Source organism: Pseudomonas sp. BF-R-26 (assembly GCF_019947395.1).
In the GTDB taxonomy this organism is placed as follows: domain Bacteria; phylum Pseudomonadota; class Gammaproteobacteria; order Pseudomonadales; family Pseudomonadaceae; genus Aquipseudomonas; species Aquipseudomonas farris.
In genome coordinates this window covers 223,638-246,272 of the sequence record NZ_JAGYGK010000006.1, presented here as the reverse complement: position 1 = coordinate 246,272, position 22,635 = coordinate 223,638, and the positions used below count along the sequence as shown (strand labels likewise).

Sequence of the window (22,635 nt, the reverse complement as noted above, 5' to 3'; positions counted from 1 at the left end):
TCGAGCCGACGCTGAGCGTAGCAGACGATTTTCTTCGAGCGCCGCAGTGATCGGATTCGGTTAGGGTGAAAGCGGGGCGCTTTAGCACCGTATGCACGATCTCGGTAAGCGTCTGCCGAACCCATCTTCCTGATGCCTACGCTTAGGGCGATGGAGTCCATATCTTGAGATGCTCTCTCCCGTCGGGCAAACTCCGATTGCTTCATTGGCCGATAACAGGAGTTTACGGATGCCATTTCCACTGACGGAACATAATGCCTTGTTGGCCTTAAAGGGCGTAGGGCCAGCCGTCATCGCTCGCCTTGAGCAGATGGGCATTGACTCGCTAGTTGTGCTCAGCAAAGCGAATGCCTGTGACATCCTGGCTCAGGCATCGGCAGCGGTGGGATCAACTTGCTGGAAGAATAGCCCCCAAGCTCGGGCCGCCATTAACGCGGCCATTGAGCTTGCAAAGGACTCTCAGTTGAGCACACCTAGTGCGTAAAGCTGATCGCTTATTTCAATTGGTAAATCTGATTCGTGTCCATCAGCCAATCTCTGCTGAACGACTGGCTAGCCGAATTGGCGTTTCCGTTCGCTCAATCTATCGATACATCGACGACCTTTCCTTCAGTGGAATCCCAATCTATGGTACCGCTGGCGTGGGGTATGCCTTGGATGCCGATTTTGAGATGCCGCCTTTAACGTTGAACAGGCTCGAACTGGATGCATTGATGCTCGGGATGGAAATGCTGTCAGCTTCCGCCGATAACGATCTAAGTGCAGCTGCGAGGATGTTGTTGAGCAAAATCTCAGCGTCCATAGTCCATCACAAGGTTGACCCCGGCGCGGCAAAAATCAGGGCACTTGGAACAACACCTTCCTCGACGCGAGGCCATCTGGCAACCCTTCGAAATGCCATCGAAAACACCCAGGCGCTGAAGATAATTTATACCAGCCTGGACGGTATGGTTTCGCAACGTCTCATTTCTCCCCTTGGCCTTTTCTACTGGGGAGGAAAGTGGACGGTTGGAAGCTGGTGTAGTACCAGGGCGGCTTACCGCGATTTTCGGGTCGATCGCATAGCCTCCATCGCTATTGCTCAACAACCATCACCCGACAATCCTGCCCTTGATCTCCAAGCGTATATGAAGCACCAGGCAAACCAGTGGAAAGCGATCACTGCTACTGACACTACGCTGTCAGTATGAGCTATTGATAATTGGGACTTCCTAACACACAGCAGGTCATCCCTATGCAGCGCTCATCTCATGTACTCGAATTAGCCATTTTCAAGGTCAAACAGGAATGCGTTGCGCAAGTACCTGTGCTCCGCGCAGGGCTTCGTGAAACGTTAAAGACCTTTCCTGGTTTGATCGAATACCACGCGTACTGCCCTATGAGTGACGACCGAATCTTCGCGGATTTAGCAATGTGGGACAGTCTTGAGAACGCACAAAAAGTGGCAAAGGCGTTCAACGATGGAGATCCGAGATTCTCTGAGTATATGTACGCTATTGAAAACCTGACGTTCATGAGTCACCTCGTTCCAGAGATGAGTTGACCCCGACGGACTGCCAGAGCAGGCAAGAGACACCGATGCCTTTGCTGTCAGGCATCGGTGCCGTCACTTCCATCACCTATTGCTAGGCTACGGGCTGCAAACTGACGTTATTGTGGTAAAAACCGTTTCGAAAAACGTATCGTCCGCCCAACTCGCATCGCGTGACTCAGAGCTATCAATCACCTCTATGCCATATGCCCTGATCCCTGCGGCTAAGCTCCATGGCCGATGAACTGATATGGTTGCGAACTGATTCCTGTGACAGAGCCTGCGGCAACGAGGCTTCATCTGTAGCGCATTGATTTACAGGGAAAGGGATAACTGCAAGTGGAAGCGTCTGCTAGACAAGGAGAGATTGCGCGATGGAGCAGTATTTTGTATGGAACACCGACCCTGTACTGATGCGGTTCGGAGTGCTCGATATCCATTGGTACGGTGTCCTGTTCGCAGCCGCGTTTGGCTTCGGTATGGCAATCATGAGGTTTATCTTCAAACGAGAAGGTAAGCCTGAGGGTGACCTGGACGCTCTGTTGATCTATCTCGGCTTGGGTACAGTGCTCGGCGCCCGACTTGGGCACGTGCTGTTTTACGATCCAGCGTTTTACTTCAGCAATCCTGCGGAAATCCTAGCCATCTGGAAAGGCGGGCTAGCAAGCCACGGCGGCGCTATTGGACTCGCCCTTAGCCTCTATCTATTCTGCCGACGTCGTTCCGACATTGGCTATCTCTGGCTGCTGGACAGGATTGCCATAGTTGCTCTTTTGGGCGGCTGCCTGATCAGAGTGGGCAATTTCTTCAATTCTGAGATCGCCGGTGTTCCGACCGATATTCCGTGGGCAATTGTATTTTCCCGAATTGATACGCTGCCTAGGCACCCCACACAACTCTATGAAGCATGCGTCTATCTAGCAATGTTTTTGCTGATGTTCTTGCTGTACCAGAAACGCCGCCCCCCCCTGGAACCGGGGTTCCTGAGCGGGTTGTTTTTGTCAGCAGTCTTCTCGGCGAGATTCCTGCTTGAATTCACCAAGATGCCCCAAGCCAGCTATGACTATTCCTTGTCACTAAACGTTGGCCAACTATTGAGCATTCCGCCTATTCTCGTCGGGCTGACGCTTATGGTTCTAGCCAAACGGAGTGGCAGAAAATTGCTATGCGAGCAAACGAGTTAGGCAATAGACCGGCTGTGGGCAAGAAGGGGGGGGGAACTTTGCCACCGGTGCGGCAGCAACTGCTCAATCTCATTCGCCCGCTGCGTCGGCAGCCGCGTCAGAACCTCTTTGAGGTAGGCATACGGATCATGACCATTCAGCCGCGCAGACTGGATCAAGCTCATGATCGCCGCCGCCCGTTTTCCGCTGCGTAGCGATCCTGCGAAGAGCCAGTTCTTGCGTCCAAGAGCTCAAGGCCGGATCTGGTTCTCCGCCCAATTATTATCAATGGTCGGCGGGATCGTACGAAGGGCGTCCCGTGGCCTTGGATCTGGCTTTGTCGAAGCCCAACTGCTCAAAGTCCAGAAGGGAAATTAGGCTTCGGTGACCCGAACCAGATGATCCCCGGGAATGAGTTCGTCCAGCGAGAGTGGAAACAGCGCGGTCTGGGAGCGGTTTTCACCTTGGATATAGCGCATGAAAAATGCCCGTATCTTGCGATACGGGCATTTTCTTTAACCGGCCAGCAGATTGCTAGGTTTTCACACAGTCTGCACGGAGCGGCGTTTTTGTTTGTGTGTAATTTGTTGGGCTGCGTCGAGGAGAAGTCGCGATCTCTACATTCGTTCCGGCGTTTTCTGCGAAAACTACCCCCTGAGCCTGTTTTTCAGGAATGTAGGTGTAGGCAATAGGCCATTCGAAAAACTAACGGCCGGTCGAAAAGCAATACTTCATCCAGGGTGTGGGCTGAAGTGTGGGCTGGCAGGTTTTGCCAAAAGCCAGAAACGACAAAGCCCTGAATAATCAGGGCTTTGTCGGTACAAATATGGCGGAGGCGATGGGATTCGAACTCATGGACCTGTTACAGTCGACGGTTTTCAAGACCGTTGCCTTAAACCACTCGGCCACACCTCCGTTTGCGTTGCGGGCGCCATAATACCTGAATGAAACACACTGTCAAACTCTCTGCATGGCTTGTTACAGAGCGTCTGTTATGATCTTTGCGACTGAACGTTTCAAACCCAACAGGAGTGTCGCCATGCGCGAACAGGATTACGCAGTTAATAACAGCGTGCAGGCTGAGCAGCTAGAGGTTAGCCGCGTCCTGCGCAACACTTATGGCTTACTCGCTCTCACCCTCGCATTCAGCGGCGTGATGGCGTTTGTCGCGCAGCAGATGCGTGTCGGCTACCCGAATATCTTCGTGGTGCTGATCGGCTTCTACGGCCTTTTCTTTCTCACCAACAAACTCCGTGACTCGGCGTGGGGCCTGGTGTCTGCGTTCGCGCTGACCGGTTTCATGGGTTTCCTGCTCGGCCCGATCCTCAACCGTTACCTGGGTATGCAGGGCGGCGCGGAAGTGGTCAGTTCGGCCTTCGCGATGACCGCGCTGGTGTTCGGTGGCCTGTCGGCTTATGTGCTGATCACCCGCAAGGACATGAGCTTCCTCGGTGGTTTCATCACAGCCGGTTTCTTTGTGCTGCTGGGCGCGACTCTGGCGAGCTTGTTCTTCCAGATCAGCGGTCTGCAACTGGCGATCAGCGCAGGTTTCGTGCTGTTCTCGTCGGTGTGCATTCTGTTCCAGACCAGCGCCATCATTCACGGCGGTGAGCGCAACTACATCATGGCGACCATCAGCCTGTATGTATCGATCTACAACCTGTTCGTCAGCTTGTTGCAACTGTTCGGCATCATGAGCCGCGATGATTGATCGCCAGCCCTGAGTAAAAAACCCGCTTCGGCGGGTTTTTTATTGTCTGTGATTTGGCTCAGCTCGTTGGTTTCAACAAAAACAGCACTCACGCCATCGGCGGCAGCCGGCGTTTGACCGGGGTCTTCTTGACGATGGCGGTGTTGGTTTCGGCGTGGCTGTTAAGGCGATCGAGGAGGGTGTCCAGTTGTTCCATCGAGCGCACATGCAGGCGGGCGATGAAACAGTCGTCGCCGGTGACTTTGTCGCACTCGGTGAATTCGGGGATGGCCTGAATCTGTCGCTCTACTTCCTGCAACTGGCCCGGCAGCGGGCGAATGCGGACGATGGCCTGGAGTTGATAACCGAAGCATTTGGGGTCGATCTCGACGGTATAGCCCTTGAGCACGCCACGTTCTTCGAGGCGGCGCAGGCGCTCGGCGACACTGGGTGAGGACAGGCCGCTGATCTGTGCCAGGGCCTTGAGCGAGCGGCGTGAGTCTTCCATCAACGCGCTGATCAGCACTTGGTCGATGTCGTCGGTCATGGCGAATCCCCTGTTAGGCAATCGGCTGAATAAGCCTTGATAAAAAAGGCAGAAGCCGAGTTTAGCCTGCTTTTTGCGCTGGAGAAGCCCCCAGGTGGATTGGCATACTTTGGGCTCAAACACAGGAGGTTGATGATGGACAAAACACTACGTCGCGGCTCATTCGAGATGACCGCCGCCATGCTGATTTCCGGGACCATTGGTTGGTTCGTGCTCGTGTCCGGGCAACCGGTGCTGGACGTGGTGTTCTGGCGCTGCGTGTTCGGTGCCGCCACCTTATTGCTGATCTGCGCAGCGTTCGGCTTTCTGCGCCCTGGCATTTTGACGTCCACCACTTTCCTCCTGGCCGTGCTGAGCGGCGTGGCGATTGTCGGTAACTGGGTGCTGTTATTCGCGTCTTACTCCCGCGCCTCGATTGCCATTGGCACGGCGGTTTATAACGTCCAGCCGTTCATGCTGGTGGGGTTGGCCGCGCTGTTTCTGGGAGAGAAGATCACCCTGCAAAAACTGTTCTGGCTGGGCATTTCGTTTATCGGGATGCTGGCGATTGTCAGCGCACATGGCGGGCAGGGCGAGGGCGGCAACGATTACCTGATGGGGATTGGTCTGGCGCTGGGGGCTGCCTTTCTGTATGCGATTGCCGCGCTGATCATCAAACGCCTGACCGGTACGCCACCGCATCTGATTGCGTTGATCCAGGTCTGCACCGGCGTGCTGTTGCTCGCGCCCTTTGCGCATTTCTCGGCGATACCGCAAACGCCCGATGCCTGGGCCAGCCTGGTGACCCTGGGCATCGTGCATACCGGTCTGATGTATGTGTTGCTCTACGGCGCGATTCAAAAACTGCCGACAGCGCTGACCGGCGCGCTGTCGTTCATCTACCCGATTGCGGCGATTTTCGTTGACTGGTTCGCCTTCGGCCATCGCCTGGAGCCGCTGCAATGGATCGGTGTTGCCGCGATTCTGTTGGCCGCCGCCGGGATGCAACAGGGTTGGGGCTTGAAGCTTCGGCGGGTGGCTACACAATAAACAGCGGCTCAGATGTTCCAGCGCGGTGCGGTCTTCGCCAAACGCTGGCGCATCTCGCCGATGTTCGCGGTCAATTGTCGGGTCAGCAATCGATAGGCATCCAGCGGACTGTAGACCGACGCATCGAGCGTTGAGTCCGATGGCGATTCGGCTGGCCGGCTGAGCCGTTGCGAAGCGCCCGATTTCAACGCCCGAGCCATACCGATCAGTTGCACCCGAATCTGTCGGTGTTCGGCTTTCAATGCCGATTGCAGATGGGCCATTGCCTCGGAGTCATCGGCATTCGGTCGGCTATTGCCGAGGATTTCCAGGATGCTCACGCACATCCGCAGATTGCGCTGAATTGCATCGAGTTCGGTCATGGAAACTCGCACTTCCTTGGATACCGAGGGCATCAGTGAGCGCAGTTGCACCATTACCGTGTTCAAGCGATTCATCAGTTTCAGGTGTTCGTCAGCGGTGACGGACTCACCCTTGATAATGCGGCCGTAGATTGCCGCGCAGTCGCGCAACGCATCGGCCAGGTTGTAGCGCCAGGAGTACACCGCATAGAGCGGCAGGGCGAAGGAGAAGGCCAGCGCCAAGGCGATGCCGATCAGAATATCCACCCCGCGCCACAGGCCATCGGTGACCGGGTTGTCACCGTGTCCTGCGACGATAAACACGGTGATCGCCGACAGCAGCGCCGTGTAACCGCCCTTGCCGATGGCGTGGTACGAGAAGAATCCGCACACCACCGACATCGCGAAATAGGTCAGCCACGGCATCCCGAGCCAGGCCTGTTGCGCCACCAGCAACAAGCCGACTCCGGCCCCGATCAAGGTGCCGATGGCCCGCTCGGCGGCTTTTTTGCCGATATTACCGTGGTGTTGCAAGCCACCGATCACCACCAGCATGGTCACCGACGCCCATTCGCCGTGGGGCAGGTTGATACCCGTGGTCAGCAGGATCGTCGCCAGCAATCCCAACGAAACCCGCACCGCATGGATCAGTTTGGCGTGGCGGTAGCGCCGGTACGGGTCCAGCAACGGACGCAGTATCCGGCGCAACAGCGGTGGCAGTCGAAGGCTTCTGATGATGCTCAGGCTCGGTGTCCTCAGAAGATGTAGTCGGTGGTCAGAAAACTCGAGTTTCGTCCGCTGATGATCTCGCTGAGAAGCTCTTTGCTGCTCTCCTGGAATTTGGTCGCCACCAGGGTCCGAATCGAAAACACTCGCAGCGCATCATGTACCGACAGCGTGCCCTCGGCGGAGTTCTTGCGGCCGTTGAACGGATAGGTGTCCGGACCGCGCTGGCACTGGGCGTTGAGGTTGATCCGGCCGACCTGATTGGCGAAGGTATCCACCAGTCTGCCGACCGCCACCGGGTTGGTGCCGAAGATGCTCAGTTGCTGGCCGAAATCGGATTCCAGGACGTAATCGATCACGGTGTCCAGATGACGGTAAGGCACGATCGGTACGACCGGGCCGAACTGTTCTTCCTGGTAGACGCGCATCTGCGGTGTCACCGGGTACAACACGGCCGGGTAGAAGAACGATGCGCGGGATTCACCGCCGTTGGGGTTAACCACGGCTGCACCTTTGCTGACCGCGTCCGCCACCAGCGTGTGCAGGTAATCGACCTTGCCTGATTCCGGCAATGGCGTCAGGGCCACGCCGCTGTCCCACGGCATGCCGGGTTTGAGGCTGGCGAGTTTGGCGTTGAATTTCTCGATGAACGCCTCGACCACATCTTCGTGGACGAAGAGGATTTTCAGAGCGGTGCAGCGCTGACCGTTGAACGACAGGGAACCGGTGACGGCTTCATTGACCGCGTTGTCCAGATCGACCTCCGGCAGAACGATGCCGGGGTTCTTCGCATCCAGGCCCAGCGCCGCGCGCAGGCGGTGAGGCCTTGGGTGGAGTTTTTTCAGGTCGCTGGCGGCCTTGTTGGTGCCGATGAACGCAAAGATATCGATCTTGCCGCTGGCCATCAGCGCACTGACGGTTTCGCGGCCGCTGCCGTAAATGACGTTGATCACTCCGGCCGGGAAGCTGTCGCGGAACGCTTCGAGCAGAGGGCGAATCAACAGCACGCCAAGCTTGGCCGGTTTGAACACCACAGTGTTGCCCATGATCAGCGCCGGAATCAGCGTGGTGAAGGTTTCGTTCAGCGGGTAATTGTAAGGCCCCATGCACAACGCGACGCCCAACGGAACGCGGCGGATCTGGCCGAGGGTGTCCTGTTCCAGTTCGAAGCGGCTGGAGCGGCGGTCGAGCTCCTTGAGGGCATTGATGGTGTCGACGATGTAGTCGCAGGTGCGGTCGAATTCTTTTTCCGAGTCTTTGAGGTTTTTGCCGATCTCCCACATCAGCAACTTGACCACCGCCTCGCGCTGTTCGCGCATGCGAGCCAGGAAGGTTTCGACGTGCTGGATACGCTCGGCCACGCGCATGGTCGGCCACAGGCCCTGGCCGCGATCATAGGCGCGGACGGCGGCGTCGAGAGCGGTCAATGCGGTCTCGGCATCGAGCAGCGGCGTGCTGCCGAGGATCACTTGTTCGTCGCCATTCGCGCCGCTCAGGTACACCGGGCTGCGGACTTGGGCGAGGGGCCCGGACCAGGTTTTCAGTTCACCGTCGACCAGATATTCGCGCTGTTCGGTCTGGCCGTTGAGGCGGTACTTTTCCGGGACGTTGTCGGCGGTGGGAAACAGGTTGCCAAGGATTTGTGCTGTGGTCATGTCGCTACCCCGTCTGGATTGGGTGATGCGGATAAGGTGTTATCGCTACGTTCCGTTATTAGGTCAAGGCCTGATCAGCATAGCTGAATCGTTTTACCAAGATCGCAACACATTGTCATGACCCGCTGATCTTTTGACCTGAGCGCACACAACTGAGCATCCCCCGGTTAAACTTCACGCTCTTTCTGAAGGAGTTCATATGAGTTATTACCAGCCGGGCATTCTCGCCACCCCTGTTCCGCCTCAAGCTCGTCATATGTTCTTCGCCCTTGAATCCGCCGAGGCACTGCCGGCTGCGCTGGATAACCTGATGCGCCTGGTGGACGGAAAGTCGGCGGTCGTCGGTTTCGGTGAATCCCTGGTCAAGGCGCTGCACGCGCAGATCGACGGGCTGCGTGCCTTTCCTGCGCTGGTCGGTGTCGGCGTCGACAACCCGTCGACCCAACACGCGCTCTGGTGCTGGCTGCACGGTGTTGACCGTGGCGAACTGCTCAATCGCAGTCATGCGATCGAAGCCGCGCTGGCACCGGCCCTGCGACTGGTGCAGATGAACGAAACCTTCCGCCACATGAGCGGCCATGACCTGACCGGTTACGAAGACGGCACCGAAAACCCTCACGATGAAGCTGCTGTGGCCGCCGCGTTGTTGGGCGAGGGCGCTGAGGGTCTGGTCGGTGGCAGCTTCGCCGCGATCCAGCAATGGCAGCATGACTTGAAAGGCTTTCACGCGATGCCGTCCCATGAGAAAGACAACATCATGGGCCGTCGCCTGAGCGACAACGAAGAACTCGACGACGCGCCAATCTCTGCCCACGTCAAACGCACCGCCCAGGAAAGCTTCACACCGGAAGCCTTCGTGGTCCGTCGCTCGATGCCGTGGATCGAAGGCGATCGTGCCGGCCTGATGTTCCTGGCTTTCGGTTTTTCCCTCGACGCGTTCGAATCCCAGCTGCGGCGCATGAGCGGTCTGGAAGACGGCATCACCGACGGTCTGTATCGCATCAGCCGACCGATCACCGGCGGCTACTACTGGTGCCCACCGCTCAAGGACGGTCGCCTCGACCTGCGCGCACTGCGCATCGGTTGAACCGCAGTGTCTATGAGCGTGGTGCGCTGGGGCATGATTGGGTGCGGCAGTGTGGCCGAGCGCAAGAGCGGGCCGGCGTTCTACAAGGCGCCCGGCTCGGCGCTGGTGGCGGTGATGGGGCGGCGACTGGAAGCGGTGAGTGATTACGCCGCGCGCCACGGCATTGCCCGGGCCTACACCGACGCCGAAGCGCTGATCAATGACCCTGAGGTGGACGCGGTGTACATCGCCACGCCTCCCGACAGCCATCACGCTTACAGCCTGCAAGTGGCTGCCGCCGGCAAACATTGCTGCGTCGAAAAACCGATGTCGCTGAATGCCGGGCAAAGCCGTGAGATGCAAAAGGTCTTTGCCGAGGCCGGACTGCACCTGTTCGTTTCTTATTATCGACGCTCGTTGCCGCGCTTCCAGCAGGTGCGGCAATGGCTTGCGGAAGGGCGGATCGGCGAAGTCCGGCACCTGACCTGGACGCTGACCAAAGCGCCTTCATCGAGCGACCTTGGCGGCACAGACAACTGGCGAACCGACCCGGCGATTGCCGGCGGTGGTTACTTCGCCGACCTCGCCAGCCATGGCTTCGACCTGTTCCAGTACCTGCTGGGTGACATCGTTGAGGTCGCCGGTTTCACCGCGCATCAGGCTGGGTTGTACGCCGCTGAAGACGCCGTCAGCGCCAGTTGGCGATTTGCGTCGGGGGCGCTGGGCATGGGCTGCTGGAATTTCGTGGCAGACCGTCGTGAGGACCGGGTCGAAGTAATCGGCAGCCAAGGCCGGATCAGCTTTTCGGTGTTCGACGAACACCCGGTACAGCTGGAAGCCGATGAACACCTCAGCCTGCACATCGAACATCACGAACACATCCAGTGGCACCACGTGCTGGGCATGAACGCCCACATCCGTGGTGAGGCTCAGCACCCGGCGCTGGCCGAACAGGCGTTGAAAACCGATTGGGTGATGGACCAGATCCTCAAGCGCGATTGAAGAAATAGAACGCGGCATCTACCCGTGGCCCTACTTGGCAAACCTCGCCCCCGAAAACGACTGATATCCCTGTGGGAGCGGGCAAGCCCGCTCCCACAGGAAGCAATAGCGGTCAGAGGATTGCTGACACTTAGCGCCCCTGCCGCGGGTTGAGCTGACTGGCGGTCCTTGTCAGGAAAAACCCAAAAGAGTACAAATGTACTCCATGACGACTTTAACTCCCCGCCGTACCGCCATCCTGACCTTCATCCGCGATCGAATCGCCGAACACGGTCAGCCTCCGAGCCTCGCTGAAATCAGCGAGGCCTTTGGCTTCGCCTCCCGCAGCGTGGCGCGCAAGCACGTGTTGGCGCTGACCGAGGCCGGTTTTATCGAGGTCAATCCGCATCAGGCGCGAGGTATCCGGCTGTTGAATCAACCGCCGCGACCCGAGTTGCTGGACGTTCCGGTACTCGGTCGAGTGGCGGCCGGTGCGCCGATCGGTGCCGATGCCGAGGTCCACAGCCGTTTGCTGCTTGATCCGTCGATCTTCTCGCGGGTGCCGGATTACATGCTGCGGGTGCAGGGCGATTCGATGATTGAGGACGGCATTCTCGACGGTGATCTGGTGGGCGTGCGGCGCAATCCCGAAGCGGTCAACGGCCAGATCGTTGTGGCGCGACTTGACGGCGAAGTCACCATCAAGCGTTTCGAGCGGGTCGGCGATTCTGTTCGTCTGTTACCACGCAATCCGGCTTACAAGCCGATCATTGTTCGAGCCGATCAGGATCTGGCCATCGAAGGCGTGTTCTGCGGTCTGGTGAGGCAAGGGTGATGGGCGCCGTCGTTGCGTTGGATACGCTGTTCAATGGCGGCCAGGTCTGGAAGGGCCGGCCTGCGCCACCGGCCGTCAGCCCGCAACCCACCGGGCATGCGGCGCTGGATGCGGCATTGCCCACGGGCGGCTGGCCGGAAGCGGCGCTGACTGAAATTCTGCTGGCCGGGCAGGGTGTGGGTGAGTTGCAACTGGTGTGGCCGGCGCTGGCGCGGCTGTCGGCGGCGGGGGAGCGCATCGTGCTGGTGGCGCCGCCTTACGTGCCGTATCCCCAGGCCTGGCAGAATGCCGGGGTCGATCTGCGGCAACTGTCGATCATCCAGGCCAGCGAGCGTGATGCGCTGTGGGCGGCGGAACAATGCCTGCGTTCGGGCAGTTGCGGGGCGGTGTTGTGCTGGCCGCACAAGGCCGACGATCGGGCGTTGCGACGTTTGCAGGTGGCAGCGGAAACGGGTCAGACCCTGGCGTTCGCCTATCGCTCGATCAGTGAAGCCATCAACCCGTCGCCAGCGGCCCTGCGCATCGCCATCGACGCCAAACCTGCGCAATTGCGGGTGCTCAAGTGCCGGGGCGGGCTGGCCCGTTCGGCGCCGATTGCCTTTGCCGTCGGGCATTGAGGTTGCCATGCGCTGGGTTTGCATTCTCTTCCCGCAATTGGCACTGGACGCGGTACTGCGCCAGCGCCCCGACCCCGACGAACCGCTGGCGCTGCTGACTGGCCCGGCCCAGCGTCGGGTGCTGCAAGCGGTCAACGGTTCGGCGCGGGCGCTGGGCTTGCGGCCCGGCCAGTCGATGACCGCCGCTCAGGCCTTGAGCAAAGGTTTTGTCACCGCCGAATACGACGCAACGGAGATCGAACACTGGCAGCAGTTCCTGGCTGCCTGGGCCTATCGGTTCAGTTCCCAGGTCAGCGTGCATTACCCGCGAGCCGTGGTGTTTGAAATCGAATCCAGCCTGGGCTTGTTCGGGCCCTGGCCGCAGTTCGAGACGCGGTTGCGGGCCGAACTTGGCGAGCTGGGGTTTCGTCACCGGATTGTCGCCGCGCCCAATCCGGTGGCGGCGCGGGTGCTGGCCAACGTTTATGACGGTCTGGTGGTGCCGGACAATGCAGCCTTGCAGTACCACCTTGGGCAGTTGCCCGTCGACCGGATCGCTCTGGAGCCAAGCGTTGCCACGGCATTGTCGCGCATGGGGCTGCGCACCTTGAGTCAGGTGCAGGCGCTGCCACGACATAGCCTGGCCCGGCGTTTCGAGGCTCAGGTGCTCAAGCATCTGGACACCCTGTTCGGCGAGCGACGGCTGGCGCTGGCGTTTTACCTGCCGCCGGACCGTTTCGATGTGCGCATCGAGCTTAATTTCGATGTGCAATCCCATCAGGCATTGCTGTTTCCGTTGCGCAGGCTGACCGGCGATCTGGCGGCCTTCCTCTGCGGGCGGGACAGCGGTGTGCAGCGGTTTGACCTGCACCTGGAGCACGCCGGGTTGCCAGACACGCTGATCAAGGTCGGCCTGCTCAGCGCCGAGCGCGATCCGGCGATGCTGTTCGAACTGGCCCGAGGGAGGCTGGAGCAAGTTCAGGTGGAGGCGCCGGTACGCGGTTTTCGTCTGCGCGCCGAAGAGCTACCGGCCTTTGTGCCCCAGTACCAGGAACTGTTCGATGATCGTCCGCAGCAATCCTTGCCTTGGGAGCAACTGCGCGAACGCTTGCGCGCGCGATTGGGAGATGACGCGGTGCAAGGCTTGCGGTTCCAGGCCGATCACCGGCCGGAATGCGCGTGGCAGGCCAGTGTCGACAGCCAGGCCTGTGGGGTGCTGCCTGCCGTGCAACGTCCGGGCTGGTTACTGACTGAACCGCAGGCAGTACACGAAGGTTCGACGCGCATCCTCATGGGGCCGGAACGCATCGAGTCGGGCTGGTGGGACGGCGACGACGTGCGCCGCGATTACTACCTGATCGAAACTCGCTCCGGTCAGCAGGGCTGGGCCTATCGGGCGGTGGGTGAGGGCGGTCCGTTGTGGCTGCAAGGCTGGTTCGCATGAGTGTCGATTATGCCGAACTGCACTGCCTGTCGAACTTCAGTTTCCAGCGCGGTGCTTCCAGTGCGCTTGAGCTTTTTCAACGGGCGAAAAAGCAGGGCTATCAAGCGTTGGCGATCACCGACGAATGCACCCTGGCGGGCATCGTCCGCGCTTGGCAGGCGGCCAAGGCCGTGGAATTGCCGCTGATCATCGGCAGTGAAATACGCATCGAAGACGGCCCGAAACTGGTGCTGCTGGTGGAAAACCTCGAGGGTTACCAAACCCTGTGTCGCCTGATTACTCGCGCCAGACGCCGCACGCAGAAAGGCCAGTATCAGGTGCTGCGGGAGGATTTCGGCGAGCCGTTGCCGGGGCTGTTGGCGTTGTGGGTGCCGGACGCCGTCGATGACTTTGAGCAGGGTCACTGGCTGAAGCAGGCTTTCGCCGAGCGCCTGTGGCTGAGCGTTCAGTTACATCGCGGGCAGGATGACATCCGGCGACTGGCGGCGCTGCTGACCCTGGCGCGGGAACTGCGAATCCCGGCGGTGGCCAGCGGCGATGTGCACATGCACGCCCGCGGCCGGCGTGCCTTGCAGGACACCATGACCGCGATCCGCCATCACCTATCGGTGGCCGAGGCCGGGTTGCGTCTGCACCCTAACGGCGAACGGCATTTGCGCAGCCTCGACGCCTTGCGCGATCTCTATCCGCAGGCACTGCTCGACGAAACGCTGAGCATCGCCCGGCGCTGCACGTTCGACCTCGGTCAGTTGCGTTATCAATATCCCCGGGAGCTGGTGCCTGAAGGTCACACGGCCACGTCCTGGCTGCGGGAGTTGGCAGGAAAGGGTGTTCGGTGGCGCTGGGAAAAAGGTCCTAAAGCCGAGGTGTTGGCGCAGATCGACAAGGAACTGCAGCTGATTGCCGAGTTGGGGTACGAAAGTTATTTCCTGACGGTTCACGACATTGTGAATTTCGCCCGCAAGCAACACATTCTCTGTCAGGGGCGCGGTTCTGCCGCCAATTCGGCGGTGTGCTACGTGCTGGGCATCACGGAGATTGACCCGGAGCGGAGCACGCTGCTGTTCGAGCGTTTTCTCTCCAAAGAGCGCAACGAGCCGCCGGACATCGACGTGGACTTCGAACACGAACGGCGTGAAGAAGTCCTGCAGTACGTATTCCAGCGTTATGGTCGCGCCCGTGCGGCACTGACGGCGGTGGTCAGCACTTACCATGGTGCCGGCGCCGTGCGCGATGTGGCCAAGGCACTGGGTTTGCCGCCGGATCAGGTCAACGCCCTGGCCGACTGTTGCGGTCACTGGAGTGATCAGGCGCCGCCCGTAGAGCGCCTGCGTGAAGGAGGCTTCGATCCCGACAGCCCGGTGTTGCGCCGGGTGCTGAGCCTGACGGGGCAGTTGATCGGTTTCCCCCGGCACCTGTCCCAGCACCCTGGCGGTTTCGTGATTTCCGAACAGCCCCTGGACAGCCTGGTACCGGTGGAAAACGCCGCCATGGCCGAGCGCACCATCATCCAGTGGGACAAGGACGATCTGGACGCGGTCGGGTTGCTCAAGGTCGATATCCTCGCGCTGGGCATGCTCAGCGCGATTCGTCGTTGTTTCGATCTGCTGCGTCGGCACCGTGGCCGTGACCTGAGCCTGGCGACGGTGCCGGCCGAAGATCCGCAAACCTACGAAATGATTGGCCATGCGGACACCATCGGGGTGTTCCAGATCGAATCCCGGGCACAGATGTCGATGTTGCCGAGGCTCAAGCCCAAGAATTTCTACGATCTGGTGATCGAGGTGGCGATCGTTCGTCCGGGGCCGATTCAGGGCGGGATGGTGCATCCCTATCTGCGGCGGCGTAAGGGCGAAGAAGAGGTGATCTACCCGTCGAAAGAACTTGAAGCGGTGCTGAAGCGTACGTTGGGCGTGCCGCTGTTCCAGGAACAGGTGATGCAGATAGCGATTGTTGCCGCCGACTACAGCCCCGGCGAGGCCGATCAATTGCGCCGTTCCATGGCCGCCTGGAAACGCCACGGCGGACTGGAACCGCATAAGGAGCGATTGGCGGACGGAATGAAGAAAAACGGCTACACGGCGGAGTTCGCCGCGCAGATCTTCGAGCAGATCAAAGGCTTCGGCAATTACGGTTTTCCCGAATCCCACGCCGCCAGTTTCGCCTTGCTGACCTATGCCAGTTGCTGGTTGAAATGCCACGAGCCGGCGGCCTTCGCCTGTGCGCTGATCAACAGCTGGCCCATGGGTTTCTACAGCCCGGACCAGATTCTTCAGGACGCCCGCCGGCATCATTTGCAGATTCGTCCGGTGGACGTGCGGGCCAGTGACTGGGATTGCAGCCTGGAACCGATCACCGGCGCGCAGCCGGCCATTCGCATGGGGTTGCGGATGATCAAAGGCTTTCGCGAGGACGATGCCAGGCGCATTGAAGTCGCACGGTCGAAAGGGGCGTTTGCCGACATCGCCGACCTTGGCGAACGGGCGCGACTCGATGCTCGCGCCCAGGAGCAACTGGCCGATGCCGGAGCGTTGCGCGGGCTGGCCGGTGACCGGCATCGGGCGCGCTGGGAAGTGGCGGGGGTACAGAAGCAGCTCGGCTTGTTTGCCGGTTTGCCGAGCCAGGAAGAGCCGGCGGTGTCTCTGCCCAAACCCACCGTGGGCGAAGACCTGCAAGCCGATTACAACAGTGTCGGCACCACCCTCGGCCCGCATCCGCTGGCATTGCTGCGGGGTGAATTGAAAGCCCGGCGTTGTCGCAGCTCGAAAGAACTTATGGATGTCGAGCACGGCCGACCGGTCAGCGTCGCCGGATTGGTCACCGGCCGGCAACGCCCGGGTACCGCCAGCGGCGTGACCTTCGTGACGCTTGAAGACGAGTTCGGCAACGTCAACGTGGTGGTCTGGCGCGACTTGGCCGAACGGCAACGGCAGGTACTGGTCGGCTCGCAATTGCTCAAGGTCGATGGGCGTTGGGAAAAGGAAGGCGAGGTGCGGCATCTGATTGCCGGACGCTTGAGCGACCTGAGTTCATTGCTCGACGGTATCCATGTGCGTAGCCGGGATTTCCGCTGAACCTGAGACATTCAGCTATACCTCTATGAAACCATTGGCGTCGGCGGTGCTCGAAACAAACGGGCACGCACCGTCTCCTCACGCCGTTGCACTGCCTGAAAACATGTCATTCACAGGACATAGGCCAGTCGATGCAGTTTCTAGACAATAGCCACGGATGTACCGGCTGGAGCGGCGAAATGGCCGGACGCATTCGCGCGTTCGACTGGAGCCTGACCGAGCTCGGGAGCATCGATACCTGGCCCGGGAGCCTGTGCAGCGCGGTGCAATTATTGCTCGCCTCACCCCTGCCGATGGTGATGCTGTGGGGCCGGCCCGGCTACATGATCTATAACGATGCCTACTCGAGATTTGCCGGTGGGCGCCATCCTTACCTGCTGGGTTCCCCGGTGGAGTTGGGCTGGCCAGAGGTCGCCGAATTCAATCGCCACGTAGTGGATATCTGCCTTGCGGGCGGTACCTTGTCCTATCACAACAAAGCCCTGGTGCTGTTGCGTGATGGCGTACCCGAAGACGTCTGGATGGATCTTTATTACAGTCCCGTCGCCGATGATGACGGACACCCCGCCGGGGTCATGGCGATGGTGGTCGATACCACGGATCATGTGATTTCCGAGCGCCGCCGCCAGGAAGCCGAAAGCGCCTATCGCGCCGACAACGAAAGAGTTCGCCTGGCTCTTAATGCCGGGGCTTTGCTCGGCTCGTTCGTCTGGGACATCAAGGCTAATGTGCTGTCTGCCGACGAACGCTTCGCCCGCACGTTTTCCTATCCGCCCGACCAGGACCTGACCAACCTGCCACCGATCATCGCCGAAATGCAGATTCATCCCGACGACCGTAGCTGGGTTCAGGAGCGGCTCAATCAGTCGGTGGAAACCGGCATTCCCTATAACGCTGAATACCGGGTTCTGCGTCCCGATGGCAGTTACCTGTGGGTGCTCGCCAGCGGGTGCTGCGAGTTCAATGAGCAAGGCGAGGCGTTCCGCTTTCCCGGGGTGTTGATTGACATCCACGAACGCAAGAGCGCCGAAGAGTCGTTGCTCAAATTCACCCGCAACCTGGAGCAGCGCGTCGCCGACGAGGTCGAAGCGCGGCTGGCGGCCGAAGAGCAGTTGCGTCAGTCACAAAAACTCGAAGCCATCGGCGGTCTCACTGGTGGCGTGGCCCATGACTTCAACAACCTGTTGCAGGTCATCGCCGGCAACTTGCATTTGCTGGCGCGTCACGAGCCGGACAACGCCAACGTGCAACGCCGGGTCAGTGCGTCGATTGCCGCCGTCGAGCGCGGTGCCAAATTGTCGTCGCAATTGCTCGCATTCGCCCGTCGTCAGCCTTTGTCGCCGGCGGTCTGCGATCCACGGCAGATCTTCGAAGGCCTGGGAGAGTTGTTGCAGCGGGCGCTGGGGGAAACTATCCAGATCAAGGTGACGGCGCCTGACGATCCATGGCATCTCTACGTGGACCGCAATCAACTGGAAAACGCCATTCTCAACCTCGCGATCAACGCTCGAGACGCCATGAACGGCGAGGGGACCATTGCCCTGAGCGCCGAGAACATTGCCCTCGACCGCAAGTTTTGCGCAGGCAAGGGCATCGTCGCCGGCGACTATGTTTGCGTCGCGGTGGCTGATACGGGTGTCGGTATGCCGCCGCAAGTGCTCGCACAGGCCTTCGAACCGTTTTTCACCACCAAGGCCGACGGCCAGGGCACCGGCCTGGGTTTGAGCATGGTGTTCGGTTTCGTCAAACAGAGCGACGGGCATATCGAGATCTCCAGCGTCGTCGGGCAGGGCACTCGGGTGCAGCTGTATTTTCCGCGCAGCTTGCGCCCGTTGCCCGGTGAAACAACGCGCCATGATCCGCAGCACCGGGGCGGACACGAAACCATTCTGGTGGTCGAGGATAACGAAGCGGTGCGTGGCTCGGCGGTGGACTTGTTGCGTGAAGAGGGCTATCAGGTTCTGACCGCGGCCAACGGTGACCTGGCCATGCAGATGTTGCTCGATGGCGCGGCGGTGGACCTGATTTTCACCGATGTGGTTATGCCCGGTCTGATCAAAAGCTCGGACCTGGCCGCTTGGGCCAAGGTGCAGAATCCGCCGGTGGCGGTGCTGTTTACCTCCGGCCACACCCGGGACATCATTTCGCGCAATCACCAACTTAGCCCCGACACTTATCTGTTGAGCAAGCCCTATGGCCCTGAAGCGCTGTTGAGCATGATCCGCAGCGTGCTGGGTGGTTGATTCTGGATTTTCATTGACTGCGCAATCCATGTGGGAGCGGGATTGTGTGGCGAGGGGGCTTGCCCCCGTTGGGCCGCGCAGCGGACCCAGGACCTGTGAGCGCTGTGCACTCGAACGGGGGCAAGCCCCCTCGCCACACAAGCCCGCTCCCACAGGTTCCGCACCTGGCCTCAAGCTTGGGATTATTTGTCGGGATGAGCCGCCTGGAGTTTTTTCGCCATATCCAGGTGTTTTTCCAGCGCCGGCAACATTTTTTGCGCGAATGCCTTGAGTTCGGTGGCGCCTTTGGTCCTGTCGTCCGTCACTGTGTTGGCTTCTTTTTTGAACCGTTCAATGGTTTTTTCGTGAGCCTTTACCTGATTGTTGGCATAGGCCGTGTCGAAGGATTCATCGCGCAGGTCAAGAATTTTTTCCTTGGCCTGTTTGACCACTGTCGTCGTGTCTGGCATCTCGATGTCATGCTTTTTCGCCAGGGCCGCCAGCTCTTCATTGGCCTTGGTATGATCGGTGACCATCATCTTGGCGAACGCCTTGACGTCGGCCGATGAGCTTTTTTCCAGGGCCAGTTTGCTGGTCTCGACTTCCGCGATGCCACCCTCGGCCGCGTCATCGACGAAGTCGTTGGAGGTGGCGGCAAAAGCCGTGCCCATGCTGCTACTCAAGGCTACAGCCAGGGCGAGGTGACGCAGATTGAATCCGTCCATCGGTCATTCTCCACACAGGTTTTCATGAGCGATCCGGGTGATCGTTAATCAATGGAGGCGGGCGCTAATGCAAAGGTTTTATCGCGTTTGCGACAGGACGACGAACGGACACCGCTGGTCTGATAGACGGTCGACAGAACACGGTAAGCAAGGCCATTCTGATAGCTGGTGAGCGCAATCAATCGCGTTTGCTACCGATTAACAAACGGAGGTGTTCCATGCCGGTGACTCATGATCTGTATCAGGATCTGAAACTTTCGAAGGAAGAGATCCAGCAAAAACGCACCAAGGATCCGTTACTGGATTCACTGATCAACAAGTATTCTCAGGCGGACGCCGAGGTGGTAAAGGCTGAGACCGCCCAATCGGACGCGCTCAGCGATGACGAACTGAAGAAGCTCAAGGAGAAGCGCGTGCTGGTCAAGAATAAGATCGTTGAACGACTCCAGACGCCGTCCTGACTTCTGTATCAAGCCACTGACGACCGGCGGCTGAAAAATTGGAACGGGGACAAATACCGGTACCTCGAATGATCAGAGCCCGACTTTGCGGCTCCATGCGAGGTGCCCCATCCAAAGCTCTCCAAAACGAACCTGAATCAACTGTGGGAGCGGGCTTGCTCGCGAATGAGGTCATGCCAGTCGACATCAATGTTGAATGTCAGTCCGCCTTCGCGAGCAAGCCCGCTCCCACAGTTTGATCACCGTGACTACTGCAATGCCGTACTCAACGGCAACCGCGCCATGTGCCGTGCTTTCAGCGAACCCAGATACAACCAGTCCCCATACTCGCGCACGGTGGTGATGGGTGAGTAGTTGCCGCTGCTGGCGTCCTGCAGATTGGCAATCACTTTACCGTCGAGGTCCAGGCCGAGGGCAAAGGCGCGGCTCTCCACCGGTTTGGGCAGGACCGTCATCGCGCGCACGATCATTTTGCGTACCAGAGGGTAGGGCGCCGTGGCGTCGAGCAGTGCATTGCGCGGTGCATACAGCGCCACCCAGAAACGGTCGCGACCATTGAATGCCAGGTTGTCCGGCAGCCCTGGCAAATTGTCGATGAACAGATCGTGGGTTCCGGCTTTCGGCCCGGTCAGCCAATAGCGGCTGATGCGATAGGCACCGGTTTCGTTGACCAGCACAAACGCATCGTCAGGCCCCAGGGTCACTCCGTTGGCGAACTCCAGCTTATCCAGCAAGACCGTCGTCGTGCCGGTCTGGAAGTCATAACGCAGCAATCGGCCGTCGCCGCCGTGCTCGATGATTGCCTCGCCATCCTTGCCGTAACCCCAACGGCTGGAAGCATCGCTGAAATAGGCGTAATGCCCGGGCTTGTCGATGACCACGTCATCGGTAAAACCGAAGGGCACGTTGTTGGCCGTGGTGCTCAATGCAATCACACGGCCTTGAGCATCGAGCGACAGCAAACCCTTGACCCCGTCGGCGATCACCAACAAACCATTGGGATGGCGCGCCAGGCCCAATGGCCTGCCACCGGTATCGGCCAGCACCTTGGTGGTCTTGCCGTCGAGGCTGGTGCTAATCAACCGGCCGTCATGCAGACCGGTGATGAGGACGCCTTCCTCCAGCAGCAACGCCTCCGGGCCGTCGATGTCAGCGGCGCCGACACGCTCCACGCCTTTGAGGCGCTGATTGTCTGTGTAGATGCCGTCGATGAGGGAGGGCGCCGGTGACGGTGTCCAGGCGATCGGCTGGACTTTGGTCGGTAATAACAACAGGAGGCCGCCAATCACAATGATCAACAGCAACAATAAATGCCGAAACTTGAGGGCTCTCACGCGGTGACTCCTGTCGAGGCCAGATGTTTTTGCGCCATCTCGCGTAACGCCAGCATCGATTGCGCCGATTCACGCTCGATGCGCCGCTTGAGCAACAGTCGATTGGTGATGCGCATCACCATACCGCTGAAGCAATATTCCAGAGTGCGGACAAACCGCGTGCCGTCGCCCTCAGCCTCGCACTCGTAAGTCACCACCAACGATAGCCCATGATCGCCCCAGGCCCGAGCGCTCCAGCGGCGACCGGGCAGGTATTCATCGACCTCCCAGCGCAAATGCCCCTCACGGCCGCCGGCCCGAATGTCTTCCTCGAACCGCGCCCCGGCATACAGCGGGCCGCTCTGGCCATCGACTTTGAGGGAGGACGGATGCCACTCCGGCCAACGTGTCGCGGTGCTGGCGTAGGCGAGCACGGTGAGCGGATTTCCAGCGATGTCGACCACGTGCTGCAGACGGGTGGGCGTTCTCGTCAGGTGTGGAGGCGCTTGTTCCGGTTCCCAGTGCAGGGTGCCGAAAAGGTAGTCCATCAGTGGAAACACGATATTGAAATTGCGCTCCTGCATCAGCTCACGGCGATGGTGCAATTCGTGCAGACGGCGCATCTGGCGGATCCATGGCAGACGTGTCAGCGGGTTGCCGGGTGGTAGATGTTCGCAGGCATGGAACACTTCATAAGTCAGGTAACCGAGGACCATGCAGCCGCCGAACAGCCCCGCGACGTTGCCGTTGATCTGAGCCAACAGCCACCAGGCGGGCGCGGTGATGACGAGGGTATGCAACACGATCAGCCAGGCCGGAAACAGAATCACCCGCCAGTCCCGGGCGCTGTCGTAGGTCATGTGGCCGGGGGTGAAAAAGCTGTGATGGTCACCGGCGTGACGGGCGTAGAACATTTGCGCCAGGCGCTTTTTGTGGTGCCCCAGATGCCGATGTACGACATAGACACCGAAGTTGAAGAACAACAGGGTCAGCGGCACCGTCAGCCATTCCAGGGGGTGTACCTGATGCACGGTGCTCCAGAACGCGCCGATGGCCAGCAACCCGAACAGCAGCACAAAGGCGCCGTGCAACCAAGGGTTGTAGAGCGGATGAATATCGGCACGGTAGCGCGCGCGGAATGCTTCGGTGGTCTGCCTCACTGCGTTCACCTGTGGTTATTGTTATAACCAGCAGATTAGTCGATCTCGCCGTAGAGGCTGGCCCAACCTTGAGGAC

The 22,635-nt window shown here is 59.6% G+C and carries 20 protein-coding genes, 1 tRNA gene and 2 pseudogenes; 14 read left to right on the top strand and 9 right to left on the bottom strand.

Features of this window, described 5'->3' with window-relative positions; genetic code table 11:
* The first annotated feature begins 229 nt into the window (after window positions 1–229).
* The 4 genes from KGB18_RS10765 to lgt all read left to right on the top strand — a co-directional run bounded on the left by KGB18_RS10765 (window position 230) and on the right by lgt (window position 2,715).
* Entirely contained in the window at window positions 230–484 is a 255-nt protein-coding gene (locus KGB18_RS10765; protein ID WP_223569862.1) for a helix-hairpin-helix domain-containing protein, read from the top strand.
* Complete coding sequence (locus KGB18_RS10760) at window positions 477–1,190, top strand: helix-turn-helix transcriptional regulator (protein ID WP_052964379.1); 714 nt, start codon at window positions 477–479, stop codon at window positions 1,188–1,190. The genes KGB18_RS10765 and KGB18_RS10760 overlap by 8 nt, the downstream gene beginning before the upstream one ends.
* 44 nt (window positions 1,191–1,234) lie before the next feature.
* Window positions 1,235–1,543, top strand: coding sequence for a hypothetical protein (locus KGB18_RS10755; RefSeq protein WP_052964378.1), 309 nt, complete (start codon window positions 1,235–1,237; stop codon window positions 1,541–1,543).
* 362 nt (window positions 1,544–1,905) lie between these two features.
* Window positions 1,906–2,715, top strand: a complete 810-nt coding sequence (gene lgt, locus KGB18_RS10750; RefSeq protein WP_223569861.1) for a prolipoprotein diacylglyceryl transferase — start codon at window positions 1,906–1,908, stop codon at window positions 2,713–2,715.
* Here lgt and KGB18_RS10745 read toward each other — a convergent pair.
* From KGB18_RS10745 to KGB18_RS10735, 3 genes and pseudogenes are all read right to left on the bottom strand, one after another.
* Window positions 2,712–2,984, bottom strand: a pseudogene (locus tag KGB18_RS10745) (transposase domain-containing protein); the annotation flags it as partial. The gene lgt and the pseudogene KGB18_RS10745 overlap by 4 nt on opposite strands.
* 1 nt (window position 2,985) lies before the next feature.
* A pseudogene (locus tag KGB18_RS10740) lies at window positions 2,986–3,173 on the bottom strand (IS5/IS1182 family transposase); the annotation flags it as partial.
* 348 nt (window positions 3,174–3,521) lie between these two features.
* Window positions 3,522–3,609, bottom strand: a tRNA-Ser gene (locus KGB18_RS10735).
* Window positions 3,610–3,733: 124 nt separating this feature from the next.
* Here KGB18_RS10735 and KGB18_RS10730 point away from each other — a divergent pair.
* Window positions 3,734–4,405, top strand: a complete 672-nt coding sequence (locus KGB18_RS10730; protein WP_007898177.1) for a Bax inhibitor-1/YccA family protein — start codon at window positions 3,734–3,736, stop codon at window positions 4,403–4,405.
* Between the two features lie 88 nt (window positions 4,406–4,493).
* On the opposite strand, the gene KGB18_RS10725 is transcribed toward KGB18_RS10730, so the two are convergent.
* Window positions 4,494–4,931 carry an Lrp/AsnC family transcriptional regulator gene (locus KGB18_RS10725; RefSeq protein WP_008006559.1) on the bottom strand — a complete coding sequence of 146 codons (438 nt, stop codon included), beginning with the start codon at window positions 4,929–4,931 and terminating at the stop codon, window positions 4,494–4,496.
* A 135-nt stretch (window positions 4,932–5,066) separates the two neighbouring features.
* On the opposite strand from KGB18_RS10725, the gene KGB18_RS10720 reads away from it, so the two are divergent.
* Window positions 5,067–5,960 (top strand): DMT family transporter, encoded by an 894-nt coding sequence (locus tag KGB18_RS10720; protein ID WP_123722352.1) that lies wholly within the window; start codon window positions 5,067–5,069, stop codon window positions 5,958–5,960.
* Between the two features lie 8 nt (window positions 5,961–5,968).
* On the opposite strand, the gene KGB18_RS10715 is transcribed toward KGB18_RS10720, so the two are convergent.
* Window positions 5,969–6,988: an FUSC family protein gene (locus tag KGB18_RS10715; protein WP_123722353.1), complete on the bottom strand. Its 1,020-nt coding sequence runs from the start codon at window positions 6,986–6,988 to the stop codon at window positions 5,969–5,971.
* A 68-nt stretch (window positions 6,989–7,056) separates the two neighbouring features.
* Window positions 7,057–8,682: an NADP-dependent glyceraldehyde-3-phosphate dehydrogenase gene (locus KGB18_RS10710; protein ID WP_123722354.1), complete on the bottom strand. Its 1,626-nt coding sequence runs from the start codon at window positions 8,680–8,682 to the stop codon at window positions 7,057–7,059.
* Window positions 8,683–8,881: 199 nt separating this feature from the next.
* On the opposite strand from KGB18_RS10710, the gene KGB18_RS10705 reads away from it, so the two are divergent.
* The 7 genes from KGB18_RS10705 (at window position 8,882) to KGB18_RS10675 (ending at window position 18,921) form a co-directional block, all read left to right on the top strand.
* A complete protein-coding gene (locus KGB18_RS10705; protein WP_123722355.1) occupies window positions 8,882–9,769 on the top strand; it encodes a Dyp-type peroxidase in 888 nt (295 codons plus the stop codon).
* Window positions 9,770–9,781: 12 nt separating this feature from the next.
* Window positions 9,782–10,750, top strand: coding sequence for a Gfo/Idh/MocA family protein (locus KGB18_RS10700; protein ID WP_123722356.1), 969 nt, complete (start codon window positions 9,782–9,784; stop codon window positions 10,748–10,750).
* A gap of 196 nt (window positions 10,751–10,946) precedes the next feature.
* Window positions 10,947–11,564, top strand: a complete 618-nt coding sequence (gene lexA / locus KGB18_RS10695; RefSeq protein WP_123356666.1) for a transcriptional repressor LexA — start codon at window positions 10,947–10,949, stop codon at window positions 11,562–11,564.
* Window positions 11,564–12,181: a translesion DNA synthesis-associated protein ImuA gene (gene imuA / locus KGB18_RS10690; RefSeq protein WP_123722357.1), complete on the top strand. Its 618-nt coding sequence runs from the start codon at window positions 11,564–11,566 to the stop codon at window positions 12,179–12,181. Before lexA ends, imuA begins: the two co-directional genes overlap by 1 nt.
* Window positions 12,182–12,188: 7 nt before the next feature.
* The gene (locus KGB18_RS10685; RefSeq protein WP_201062428.1) at window positions 12,189–13,604 is read left to right on the top strand and encodes a Y-family DNA polymerase; all 1,416 of its coding nucleotides are present in this window, start codon (window positions 12,189–12,191) and stop codon (window positions 13,602–13,604) included.
* Window positions 13,580–16,678, top strand: coding sequence for an error-prone DNA polymerase (locus KGB18_RS10680; RefSeq protein ID WP_411736814.1), 3,099 nt, complete (start codon window positions 13,580–13,582; stop codon window positions 16,676–16,678). The genes KGB18_RS10685 and KGB18_RS10680 overlap by 25 nt, the downstream gene beginning before the upstream one ends.
* A gap of 131 nt (window positions 16,679–16,809) precedes the next feature.
* Entirely contained in the window at window positions 16,810–18,921 is a 2,112-nt protein-coding gene (locus KGB18_RS10675) for a PAS domain-containing sensor histidine kinase (protein WP_223569859.1), read from the top strand.
* A 182-nt stretch (window positions 18,922–19,103) separates the two neighbouring features.
* Here KGB18_RS10675 and KGB18_RS10670 read toward each other — a convergent pair whose 3' ends face one another.
* Window positions 19,104–19,625, bottom strand: a complete 522-nt coding sequence (locus tag KGB18_RS10670; protein WP_223569858.1) for a DUF4142 domain-containing protein — start codon at window positions 19,623–19,625, stop codon at window positions 19,104–19,106.
* Between the two features lie 218 nt (window positions 19,626–19,843).
* Between KGB18_RS10670 and KGB18_RS10665 the strand changes: the two genes are divergently transcribed.
* Complete coding sequence (locus tag KGB18_RS10665) at window positions 19,844–20,086, top strand: hypothetical protein (RefSeq protein WP_123722362.1); 243 nt, start codon at window positions 19,844–19,846, stop codon at window positions 20,084–20,086.
* Window positions 20,087–20,334: 248 nt separating this feature from the next.
* Here the strand turns inward: KGB18_RS10665 and KGB18_RS10660 are convergent, their stop codons facing one another.
* Both KGB18_RS10660 and KGB18_RS10655 read right to left on the bottom strand, forming a co-directional pair.
* The gene (locus KGB18_RS10660) at window positions 20,335–21,420 is read right to left on the bottom strand and encodes an SMP-30/gluconolactonase/LRE family protein (protein WP_123722363.1); all 1,086 of its coding nucleotides are present in this window, start codon (window positions 21,418–21,420) and stop codon (window positions 20,335–20,337) included.
* Window positions 21,417–22,559 carry a sterol desaturase/SRPBCC family protein gene (locus tag KGB18_RS10655; RefSeq protein ID WP_223569857.1) on the bottom strand — a complete coding sequence of 381 codons (1,143 nt, stop codon included), beginning with the start codon at window positions 22,557–22,559 and terminating at the stop codon, window positions 21,417–21,419. The genes KGB18_RS10660 and KGB18_RS10655 overlap by 4 nt, the downstream gene beginning before the upstream one ends.
* Window positions 22,560–22,635: the final 76 nt, after the last annotated feature.